This window comes from Flavobacterium aquariorum (assembly GCF_003254745.1).
GTDB classification, from domain to species: domain Bacteria; phylum Bacteroidota; class Bacteroidia; order Flavobacteriales; family Flavobacteriaceae; genus Flavobacterium; species Flavobacterium aquariorum.
Genome location: NZ_QKXH01000009.1, coordinates 11,376 through 22,884, shown reverse-complemented (window position 1 = coordinate 22,884; position 11,509 = coordinate 11,376). Strand labels below are relative to the sequence as shown.

General features: G+C 33.4%; 12 protein-coding genes. 2 read left to right on the top strand and 10 right to left on the bottom strand.

Features of this window, described 5'->3' with window-relative positions:
* Positions 1-282: 282 nt before the first annotated feature.
* Both DOS84_RS14195 and DOS84_RS14190 read right to left on the bottom strand, forming a co-directional pair.
* Positions 283-1,563, bottom strand: a complete 1,281-nt coding sequence (locus tag DOS84_RS14195) for a glucose-1-phosphate adenylyltransferase (RefSeq protein ID WP_111410783.1) — start codon at positions 1,561-1,563, stop codon at positions 283-285.
* Positions 1,553-2,983 (bottom strand): glycogen synthase, encoded by a 1,431-nt coding sequence (locus DOS84_RS14190; protein ID WP_111410782.1) that lies wholly within the window; start codon positions 2,981-2,983, stop codon positions 1,553-1,555. Before DOS84_RS14190 ends, DOS84_RS14195 begins: the two co-directional genes overlap by 11 nt.
* 187 nt (positions 2,984-3,170) lie before the next feature.
* Here DOS84_RS14190 and DOS84_RS14185 point away from each other — a divergent pair, with 187 nt between their 5' ends.
* Complete coding sequence (locus tag DOS84_RS14185; protein WP_111410781.1) at positions 3,171-4,034, top strand: alpha/beta fold hydrolase; 864 nt, start codon at positions 3,171-3,173, stop codon at positions 4,032-4,034.
* A 126-nt stretch (positions 4,035-4,160) separates the two neighbouring features.
* Positions 4,161-4,553, top strand: coding sequence for a peptide-methionine (R)-S-oxide reductase MsrB (gene msrB, locus DOS84_RS14180; RefSeq protein WP_111410780.1), 393 nt, complete (start codon positions 4,161-4,163; stop codon positions 4,551-4,553).
* Between the two features lie 80 nt (positions 4,554-4,633).
* Here the strand turns inward: msrB and DOS84_RS14175 are convergent, their stop codons facing one another.
* From DOS84_RS14175 to lpxD, 8 genes are all read right to left on the bottom strand, one after another.
* Complete coding sequence (locus DOS84_RS14175; protein ID WP_111410779.1) at positions 4,634-5,050, bottom strand: hypothetical protein; 417 nt, start codon at positions 5,048-5,050, stop codon at positions 4,634-4,636.
* A gap of 142 nt (positions 5,051-5,192) precedes the next feature.
* On the bottom strand, positions 5,193-6,065 hold the full coding sequence (gene sucD / locus DOS84_RS14170) for a succinate--CoA ligase subunit alpha (protein WP_077376539.1): 873 nt from the start codon (positions 6,063-6,065) through the stop codon (positions 5,193-5,195).
* Between the two features lie 86 nt (positions 6,066-6,151).
* Positions 6,152-6,514 carry a nuclear transport factor 2 family protein gene (locus DOS84_RS14165; RefSeq protein ID WP_111410778.1) on the bottom strand — a complete coding sequence of 121 codons (363 nt, stop codon included), beginning with the start codon at positions 6,512-6,514 and terminating at the stop codon, positions 6,152-6,154.
* Between the two features lies 1 nt (position 6,515).
* Positions 6,516-7,445, bottom strand: a complete 930-nt coding sequence (locus DOS84_RS14160) for a UDP-3-O-(3-hydroxymyristoyl)glucosamine N-acyltransferase (RefSeq protein WP_111410777.1) — start codon at positions 7,443-7,445, stop codon at positions 6,516-6,518.
* Between the two features lie 115 nt (positions 7,446-7,560).
* Positions 7,561-8,127 (bottom strand): elongation factor P, encoded by a 567-nt coding sequence (gene efp, locus DOS84_RS14155; protein ID WP_111410776.1) that lies wholly within the window; start codon positions 8,125-8,127, stop codon positions 7,561-7,563.
* A gap of 96 nt (positions 8,128-8,223) precedes the next feature.
* A complete protein-coding gene (gene lpxA / locus DOS84_RS14150; protein ID WP_111410775.1) occupies positions 8,224-9,009 on the bottom strand; it encodes an acyl-ACP--UDP-N-acetylglucosamine O-acyltransferase in 786 nt (261 codons plus the stop codon).
* Positions 9,010-9,078: 69 nt separating this feature from the next.
* Positions 9,079-10,467 carry a bifunctional UDP-3-O-[3-hydroxymyristoyl] N-acetylglucosamine deacetylase/3-hydroxyacyl-ACP dehydratase gene (locus tag DOS84_RS14145; RefSeq protein ID WP_111410908.1) on the bottom strand — a complete coding sequence of 463 codons (1,389 nt, stop codon included), beginning with the start codon at positions 10,465-10,467 and terminating at the stop codon, positions 9,079-9,081.
* Complete coding sequence (lpxD, locus tag DOS84_RS14140; RefSeq protein WP_111410774.1) at positions 10,460-11,503, bottom strand: UDP-3-O-(3-hydroxymyristoyl)glucosamine N-acyltransferase; 1,044 nt, start codon at positions 11,501-11,503, stop codon at positions 10,460-10,462. The genes DOS84_RS14145 and lpxD overlap by 8 nt, the downstream gene beginning before the upstream one ends.
* Positions 11,504-11,509 lie beyond the last annotated feature (6 nt).

Below are 11,509 nucleotides of genomic sequence, written 5' to 3'. Positions count from 1 at the left end.
GTTAAATTGAACATGTAATTTAGTAAATATTGAATATTTATCGAAACTAATTTTAAAAAATGCAGATATTCTATTAATTAGATTTCTTAAACTTTGTTTATTGTGAATAATAAATCAAATTGCATTAATTAGTAGTTTTCTTTTAGATTAAAATTGAATTAAAAAACAGTATTACTTGTAATTACTAATTACACCAAATCGAAAGTGCAATAAATTGTACTGACTATTTGGTGTATTGAGTTACTTGTAATAAATATTTAAGAAGAATTTTCTAAGCTGAAATTATTTTACCGTAAAATTATTTGGAATTATCGCACCTTTTCTAATCACGACGATCCCTTCTTTTACACAATACAAATCATTTGTGGTATCAGCCAAGTGTTTGCCTCCTTTTACATATACATCGTTTCCAATCCTACAATTTTTATCCACAATAGCATTGTCGATAAAGCATCTTTCCCCAATCCCAATTAATGGTATTCCGTTTTTGTTATCTTCATTAATATCATCGATGTTTTGGTACAAATCATTACCCATAACATAACAGTGTTGAATCACGGTTCCCTCTCCTATTCGTGATCTGTTCCCAATAACAGATTTGGTAATTGCTTTGGCGTGAATAATACAGCCCTCAGAAATTAATGATCGTTCCACCATTGTCTTATGGAACTTGGAAGGTGATAATAAACGAGGCCTGGTATAAATTTTATTATCGTTATCAAATAAATTGAATTGGGGAACATCATCCGTTAAACCAATATTGGCTTCAAAAAAAGAGTCAATATTACCAATATCAGTCCAATAACCTTCATACTGATAACTCAATAATTTTTTATTCCCAACGGCTTGTGGTATGATTTCTTTCCCAAAATCTTTTGTGTCGGGATTAGCCATTAATTCGATTAATAGCTTTCTGTTGAAAATATAGATACCCATTGAGGCCAAATAGTGCTTTCCTTGGCTTTTCATTTCGTCACTTACCTCTGATTGCCAATCGGGTAATAATTCCTTGGCGGGCTTTTCAATAAAGCAATCAATACAACTTTCTGAATTTGTTTTCAATATTCCAAATTCAGGAGCATCTTTGTCATTTACGGGCAAAGTAGCAATAGTAATATCTGCCTGAGCATCGATATGAGCCTCAAGCATTGCATTAAAATCCATTTGATACAACTGATCCCCCGAAAGAATTAAAGCATAATCAAACTCATGGTTTAAAAAGTGTGGCATACATTGTCTTACGGCATCAGCAGTTCCTTGAAACCAAGTCGGGTTATCTGGTGTTTGCTCTGCAGCCAAAATATCCACAAATGACTGACTGAAAATACTAAAATTATAAGTGTTCTTAATATGGGCATTCAAAGAAGCTGAATTGAATTGTGTTAATACAAACATTTTATAAATATCAGAATTCATACAATTTGAAATTGGGATGTCAACCAATCTATATTTTCCTCCAATCGGAACTGCCGGTTTAGATCTCTTGGCTGTTAATGGGAATAGTCTTGAGCCTTGACCACCTCCTAAAATAATAGCGATAACTTTTTTTCTTTTAGCTTTCATATGTCTTTGCAATAATTAAATTATATAATTCTATATATTCTTGGCTTACATTCTTCCAAGAATGGTCAATAGTCATTCCTTTTATTCTTATTTGGTTTATATTTTCTTTATTTTTATACAAATCCAATGCTCTTTTCATGGAATCGCAAACATCTTCTACCGAAGCTTGATCATGGCAAATTCCATTTCCGTTATCTTCAAAATCAACAATGGTGTCTTTTAAACCTCCAGTTCTTCTTACTATCGGTATTGTGCCATATCGCAACGCATACATCTGATTTAATCCGCATGGTTCTACTCGTGATGGTATTAAAATAAAATCGGAACTGGCATAAGTTTTGTGTGCCAACTCTTCATTATAACCAATGTAGGCATTGTAGTTTCCACTATAAATAGAAAGCAATTGCTTAAGTTGATTTTCTATTTCAACGTCTCCATACCCTAAAATTAAAATATTGATTTCTTCTTTAAAAATTGTCAACGCTGTTGATACAATCTTCGGCAGTAAATCGGCTCCTTTTTCATTATATAATCTACCAATAAAACTGAAAAGCGGTTTTGCCGGATTCATATTGAAAACCGTACACAACTGTTCTTTATTTTTTAGCTTTCCGTCATCAATTGTTTCTGCTGAATAATTTATTTCGAGCATTGGATCTTTTTCGGGATCCCAAACATCGGTGTCAATTCCATTTAGAATACCTTTTGACTTATGTCGAACCCTTTGAAATAATGTTTCAAGACCATTATCCGAATGATTGATTTCATTGAGATAACTTGGTGAAACAGTTGTGACTTGATCCGCACATTTTATTGCTGTTGCCAAAGAATTGATACAATTTCCCCATTCTAATTCTTTTATGTTAATCAAATCAAATTCAGGTAAATAATATAATTTGTTAAATGTAAATATTCCTTGATACAATCCATTGTGGATTGTAATGAGTGTTGGTATATTTTTTAGTTTATCATATTTTGGGCAATATTTTTTCATAAAAGGGATTAACCCCGTATGATGATCGTGACAATGGATAATATCCGGAATAGAACTCCTTCCTGTAATCCAGTCTAATGCTGCGATTTGAAATGATAAAAAACGTTCAATATCATCTCTGTAATTATAAATATTGGGGCGGTCAAAAAGCTCTGGTATTTCTATTAAATAGAGTTCAAAACCTAATTTATTTGACGTTTCTTTCAATACGCTAAAAGGAAAATTAAAGTTACCTAATTTTAATTTCCCCCAATGAACACATTCGAAATCATTTTCTGATCGAAATGTTGTTTGATAACATGGAATAACTACACGAACCTTATTTTCTTCACTGTTTTGATATTTGGGCAGTGATCCAATTACATCGGCTAAACCACCCACTTTTGCTACCGGGTAACATTCTGCTCCAATGTGAAATATTTCCATGAATTACCTTTTATTTTTGTTTAATGATGATGTATCCAGCTATCTTAATTCCTTACAAAATTTAAAAATTTAATACTTTTATAGTATGAAATTAAATTATATTAACATTAAATTTATAGTAATTTTATGTTTTTTAAATTTAGTTAAAAAAAATTAATTTTTATAGATATTTTACAATTTTATCAAAATGACAAAAAACACGACAAATCATACTAAGCCTTTGAAAATTCCAAAAATTATAATTCTATCGAGTAAATTTATTGCTTTTTTGTCTACTAAGTGGGTTACGATTTATGCATCTAAATTGTTTACGACTCCAATAAAACATAAAGTTCCAAAACGAGAAATTGAAATGGATCAAAAGAGCGTCCAGCAAATGATTATCGTTCCTTCCATAAATAGAAAAGTAAATGTCTATGAGTATGGAAAAAGCAATAAAAAAGTGCTATTAGTTCATGGATGGTCTGGTAGAGGAACCCAATTATGTAAAATTGCTGATGAAATGATCAGATTAGGATATTCGACTGTTAGTTTTGATGCGCCTGCACATGGCAAATCTCCTGGTAATTCTACTATCATGGTTGATTTTATTGCTTCAGTTATCGAAATAGACAAACAATTCGGACCTTTTGAAATCGCTATTGGTCATTCTTTGGGCGGAATGACAGTTATGAATGCCATAAAAGAAGGACTTAATGTGAAAAAAGCCGTAATTATTGGTAGTGGAGATATTGTACAGGATATCACAGATGATTTTATTGCCAAATTAGGATTGAAACCTGAAATAAGCAAGTTATTGTGTAAGCGTTTTGAAAACAAATACGGTGGAATCATGGACGATTACAGTGCCTACAAAGCAGCTGAAAAAACTTTAATTCCGACACTAGTAATTCACGATGAAAATGATCCTGAAGTACCTGTAAAGGCAGGAATTCATATACATCAGCATCTCAAAAACGGAGAATTAATGTTGACCAAGAGGTTAGGCCACAGAAAGATACTTGCGGATCATCAAGTAATCGAAAAAATAACTAATTTTATTGAAAAATAAGCGCCATGAAAACGCCATTAACAACAAGTTTGCATAAGTAAACGCCAATAAATAAAAGGCGACCCGAGCGGTAGCAAACTGGCGAAGCACAAGATATATCACAACTAAAAAATAAATTTCACATATATGAATTATCCTTTTGTAAAATCAGAAAAAGAATGGGAAGAAGAATTAGGCAGTGAGCGTTATAGAATTCTTCGCCAAAAAGGAACAGAATATCCACATACAGGCAAATACAATTTGCATTTTGAAAATGGAGTTTATTGCTGTGGAGGCTGTGGGACTCCCCTATTTGAAAGCAATTCTAAGTTTGACGCGCATTGTGGCTGGCCATCATTTGATGAATCAATTCCTGGAAAAGTAGAATATATTGTCGATAATACGCACGGTATGAAGCGAACTGAAATTGTTTGCGCCAATTGTGGTGGACATCTTGGCCATGTTTTTGAAGATGGTCCAACAAAAACTGGTCAGCGATATTGTGTTAATTCGTTATCTGTAGATTTTAAAGAAAAATAAACGTTTTGTTTTTTTAAATGCAATCAAACAAAAAATGCTTTACAGAATTGTAAAGCATTTTTTGTTTAATCTAGAATGTTTTAAAAAGCTACATTCCATCTTGGCAATTTACCATTTTCATCTAGGAAGTTTTGCAAAACTTGTCCTTCAACACTAGTTGGAATCGATTTTGCCGTATCATTATAAGTTTCAAACCAAAAAACTTCTAATGTATCGATATTTTCTTTTTTCATTTGAGCAGGCCAAGAATACTTTCTTCCTGTTTTTGCAAATTGATGACCATTTACAATCTTATCGTGTAAACCACCATTTTTGCTTTTCAATGTTCCGTCATTCTGAACTGTTCCTGTAGAACCAACCATAATTAATTCTTTGTCAGCATAAACAACAAAAACACCGCTTCCTGCTTCTGAAGCGTTACAAACAGCTTCTAAATTATCTTCCTGTGTAAACGTAAAATTCCCTTTTACTGTAAACTTTTCTAATTCTTTGTACATATTTTTATTTTTTTAAGTAACTAAGATTCTAAGAATCTGAGTTGCTAAGTTTTTATTTATATTCCAGACATTTTAAAAATGTAAAAAAGTCTCAACAAAATATTGAGACTTTTATGGAATTTATTATTTAAATAATTGGAGATTATCCAAGTACTTCTTTTACTTTCTTTCCGATTTCGGCTGGAGAGTCAACAACGTGAATTCCGTTTTCTCTCATAATCTGTTTTTTAGCTTCAGCTGTATCGTCAGAACCACCAACAATTGCACCTGCATGTCCCATGGTACGTCCTGCTGGAGCTGTAACTCCTGCGATGAAACCTACAACTGGTTTACGGTTACCGTCAGCTTTAATCCATTTAGCAGCATCAGCTTCTAATTGACCACCAATTTCACCAATCATTACGATACATTCTGTTTCTGGATCGTTCATCAATAATTCTACAGCTTCTTTAGTGGTTGTTCCAATAATTGGATCTCCACCAATACCGATAGCAGTGGTAATTCCTAATCCTTGCTTTACAACTTGGTCAGCAGCTTCATAAGTTAAAGTTCCTGATTTTGATACAATACCAACAGTTCCCTTTTTGAAAACAAAACCTGGCATAATACCAACTTTAGCTTCTCCTGGAGTAATAACACCTGGACAGTTTGGACCAATTAATCTTGCATTTCTTTCTTTAACATAGCTATTTGCTTTAATCATATCTGCAACTGGAATTCCTTCAGTAATAGCGATGATTACTTTTATTCCAGCATCCGCAGCTTCCATAATTGCATCTGCTGCAAAAGCAGGTGGTACAAAAATAATAGTTGTATCGGCTCCCGCTTGCTCAACAGCATCTTTTACTGTGTTAAAAACCGGAAGGTCCAAATGTGTAGTTCCCCCTTTTCCAGGTGTAACACCACCAACAACATTTGTACCGTATTCAATCATTTGAGAAGCATGGAATGTTCCTTCGCTGCCCGTAAATCCCTGAACAATTATTTTTGAATCTTTATTAACTAAAACACTCATGATATATTTTTTATGTAGTTTTTAAAATTGTGACGCAAAAGTAAGTCTTTTGTAATTATTTTATACTTTTTTTAAAATAAAAATAATTACATCACTTGACTCATTTGATATCCTCTGTATAATTTATTGTCTTTTATTTCCCATATAACCATCATATGAGCCAAAAACATTTCTTCCCTTGGGTTTTCTATTGTTTTTGCATAATGATCAAAGCGAACAGAAACCATATTGCCTTCTTCGACAATATGACTAATTCTAGCTTTGGTACGAACATAAGCCCTACTTATTTCATTAGTCATGCTTAATATTTCTTCATAATTCCTTTGAATAAATCCTTTGCTGCTATTCCAATCCAAAATACAGTCGGGATGCAAATACTCTTTCATTATCTCGGGGCTAATGAAGGCATCTGATTTATAAAAACTTTTTACAATTTCTTTAGCAGACATATTATTTTAGTTTTTTTAAAATTTCGGGTATTTTTTTAATATTTGCTAATTGCTTCAATTTTTCTCTTGATTCTTCAATTGGAGTACCAAAATAACTTTTACCTCCATCTACTGATTTTGTAACACCTGTTTGTCCAAGTATTACTGCATTTGCTCCAATAGTGATGCCACTTGTTGTTCCCACCTGCCCCCAAATGGTAACTTCATCTTCTATAATTACACAACCTGCAATACCTGTTTGGGAAGCGATTAAACATTTTTTTCCAATTACGGTATCGTGACCAACGTGCACCTGATTGTCAATTTTGGTACCTTCTCCAATAGTGGTATCACCGGTTACTCCTTTGTCAATCGTACAAAGTGCCCCAATGCCAACATTGTCTTTTACTACAACTCTGCCTCCCGAAATTAATTGGTCAAAGCCATCGGGTCTTTTTTTATAATAAAAAGCATCGGCTCCTAGAACAGTACCGGAATGGATAATAACATTATTCCCAATTATTGTATGGTCATAAATGGCAACATTAGCATGTATCAAACAATTTTCTCCAATAACGACGTTATTTCCAATGAAAGAATTTGGCTGAATCATAGTTCCTTTTCCGATTTTTGCGGAAGCGGAAATAGAAACATTTGCCTGTACAAAAGGCATAAAGTGTTTTGTAAGTACATTAAAATCTCTAAAAGGATCATCTGAAATCAACAAAGCTTTTCCTTCTGGGCAATCCACTTTTTTGTTGATTAAAACAATTGTAGCTGCTGATTGTAAAGCTTTATCGTAATATTTTGGGTGATCTACAAAAACGATATCCCCAGATTCTACAACGTGAATTTCATTCATGCCATAAACTGGAAACAAAGCATCGCCGACAAATTCGCATTGAAGTAAATTTGCAATATCTTGTAGAGAATAAACTTTTGGAAATTTCATATTTTATAATTAGGAAATTTGTCAATTAGTGAATTTGTCAATTTAGAAAATGTGTCAATTGGAAATACTATTTCAATTATCTAATTGACACATTGACAGATTATCTAATTAAAAATTACTCTTTTACACGTTCCATATAAGAACCAGAAGTAGTATCAATTTTAATTTTGTCACCTTCATTAATGAATAAAGGAACGTTTACGGTTGCACCAGTTTCAACAGTAGCAGATTTTGTCGCATTTGTAGCTGTATTTCCTTTAACGCCCGGTTCTGCGTAAGTAACTTCAAGAACAACAGATGCCGGCATATCAACAGAAAGAGGTAAATCAGTTTCAGTATTGATACTTACCATTACACTTTCTCCTTCTTTCAATAAATCTGGTGAATCCAAGATGTTTTTATTTAATGAAATTTGTTCGAACGTTTCAACATTCATAAAATGAAACAAATCCCCTTCTGGGTATAAAAACTGAAATTTGTGGTTTTCAACTCTTACTTCATCTATTTTATGTCCAGCAGAGAAAGTATTATCCAATACTTTTCCATTGGTTAAACTTCTTAATTTTGTTCTTACAAATGCAGGTCCTTTTCCTGGTTTCACATGTAAAAATTCAATGATTTTATAAATATCATTGTTGTATTTGATGCACAATCCGTTTTTAATATCTGATGTAGATGCCATTGTTGTTTTGTTTTATTTATTATTTTGTTTAACCGCTCAATCCTTATATTTGCTTTTCATCTAAACGATTAAACAAATAAACGATTGAACTTTCATTTAGTAATTCCCTGAATATCCTTTCATTACACCTCTTGATGAGTTTCGAATAAAGTCAATGACTTCATCGCGCTCAGGTGTAGCTTCCATTTCTCCTTCTATTATGTCCAGAGCTTGTGTTACATTATAGTTTTTTTGGTATAAAATTCTGTAAATTTCCTGAATTTCTCTGATTTTTTCGGATGTAAACCCACGTCTTCTTAATCCCACGGAATTTATTCCCACATAGGATAGAGGCTCTTTTGCCGCTTTAGTATATGGCGGAACATCTTTTCTTAGTAAAGAACCTCCTGATACCATGGCATGGTCACCAACACTGATAAACTGATGTACAGCAGATAGTCCACCAATAACAGCATAATTTCCAATCGTTACGTGTCCTCCTAAAAGAACCCCATTTACAATAATAGCGTTGTTTCCAACATGGCAATCGTGAGCAATATGGGCTGTTGCCATGATTAGGCAATTATTCCCAATTACAGTTTGACCTGAAGCTATAGTTCCCCTATTGATAGTTACACATTCTCTTATTGTACAATTATCTCCAATAATTGCGAGAGAATCTTCTCCTCCAAATTTTAAATCCTGAGGGACTGCAGCAATTACTGCTCCTGGAAAAATATTGCAATTTTTACCAATTCTTGCTCCCTCCATTATTGTAACATTAGAACCTATCCAAGTTCCATCACCAATAACAACATTGTTATGGATGGTTGTAAAAGGCTCGATTACAACATTTTTGGCGATTTTTGCACCTGGATGAACGTATGCTAACGGTTGATTCATATGTTTTGTTTAATCGTTAAACTGTTTAATCGATTAATTGCGTCTGCAATTAACCAAATCAACAAAAAATTATTGTTTTCTTGCAATTTGTGCCATTAGCTCCGCTTGGGCAACCAATCGCCCATTTGAATATGCATTGGCTTGCATGTGACAAATTCCTCTTCGTATTGGGGTAATCAAATCACATTTGAATATAAGTGTATCTCCCGGCAAAACTTTTTGCTTGAATTTTACATTGTCAATTTTCATGAAAAATGTCAAATAATTTTCAGGATCCGGAACAGTGCTTAAAACTAATATTCCTCCTGTTTGTGCCATTGCTTCAACAATCAAAACTCCAGGCATTACAGGTGCATTAGGAAAATGTCCAACGAAGAAACTTTCGTTCATTGTAACATTTTTCATTCCCACAACATGACTATCCGACATTTCAATGATTCTGTCAATCAATAAAAATGGAGGTCTATGAGGCAACATAGCCATAATTTTATGGATATCCATTAATGGCTCTTGGTTTAAGTCATAGGTCGGAACATAATTTCTTTGTTCGCTTTTGATGATTTTTGCCATTTTTTTTGCAAACTGAGTATTTACATAATGCCCAGGTTTGTTTGCAATGATTTTTCCTTGAATTTTGGTTCCTATTAGGGCTAAATCACCAATTACGTCAAGTAATTTGTGTCTTGCTGCCTCATTTGGATAATGTAAAGTCAGATTGTCCAAAATTCCGTTCGGCTTTACCGTAATTTCATCTTTACCAAAGGCTTTCTTCAGGCTTTCCATTGTAGATTCAGAAATATCTTTGTCTACATATACGATCGCATTGTTTAAATCTCCTCCTTTAATCAAGCCATTTTCTAATAGGGCTTCCAATTCATGTAAGAAGCTAAAAGTTCTTGCATTGGAAATTTCCGTTTTGAAATCACCTATAGTTTTTAGAGTGGCATTTTGAGTGCCTAATATTTTTGTTCCAAAATCAACCATTGTAGTAACACTATAATGATCACTTGGCATAACCATGATTTCACTTCCAGAAGCTTCGTCAGTAAAAGAGATCACTTCTTTTACAACATAAACGTTTCGGTTTAATTCTTGCTCAATAATTCCAGCTTCCTCAATAGCTTCCATGAAAAATTTAGAAGAACCATCCATAATTGGCAGTTCAGATGCATCCAACTCAATAATAACGTTATCCAAGTCACAACCCATTAAAGCTGCCAAAACATGTTCTGGAGTTTGAATTTTGACACCTAATTTTTCTAAATTAGTACCACGTTGCGTATTGACTACATAATTTGCATCAGCTTCAATAACAGGGTGACCTTCAAGATCGACACGAACAAATGTAAAGCCATTATTTACTGGAGCAGGTTTAAAAGTCATTTTAACTTCTTTTCCAGTATGTAATCCAACTCCCGTTAGCGAAATTTCTGTTTTGATGGTCTTCTGTTTAACCATTGTTTCCATTTTTTTGGTTTAATATTTGTTTTTTTAACTCTTCTATTTCTTTTACCAATTTTGGTAAATTCTTAAAATGTACATATGATTTACTGTAATCAGAATATCCAAAAGTTGGGCTTCCCTGAAGTATTTCATTATCTTTTATATTTCGTCCTACTCCCGATTGAGCCTGAATACGAACATTATTTCCAACAGTCAAATGGCCCACAATACCTACTTGTCCCCCTATCATGCAGTTCTCCCCTATTTTGGTAGAACCTGCAATTCCAGATTGGGCTGCAATAACCGTATTACGTCCAATTTCAACGTTGTGCGCAATTTGAATCTGATTGTCCAATTTTACACCTGCTCTGATAATAGTTGATCCTAATGTGGCTCTGTCAATAGTCGAATTGGCACCAATATCCACATGGTCTTCTATAATTACATTTCCAATTTGAGGTATTTTATTGTATGTACCATCCTCATTTGGTGCATAACCAAAACCATCTGCACCAATAATTGTACCGGAATGAATCGTACAATTATTTCCAATTACTGTTTCGGAATAAATTTTAGCCCCAGCAAAAATAACCACATTATTTCCAATAGTTACATTATCACCGATAAAACTTCCTGGGTATATTTTGACGTTATCACCTATTATAACATTGTCACCTATATAGCTAAAACTTCCTAAATATAAATTTTCCCCATACTTTGCGCTATCTGAAATAAAAGAAGGAGTTTCAATACCGTTTTTATTCAGCTTCACCTGATTGTAAAATTCCAATAATTTGGAAAATGATTTGTAGGCATCAGCAACTTTTATAAGAGTTGTGGTTATAGGGAATTCAGGAACAAAAGATTCGTTGACAATTGTTATGGACGCTTTTGTGGTGTATATGTAATTGTTGTATTTTGGGTTGGATAGAAAAGTAAGCGACCCTTCAACCCCTTCCTCAATTTTAGATAAACGGGAAACCTCAATGTTGGGATCCCCAACAATTTCTCCCTCCAAAATACCCGCTATTTGTTCAGCTTTAAATTTCATCTTATT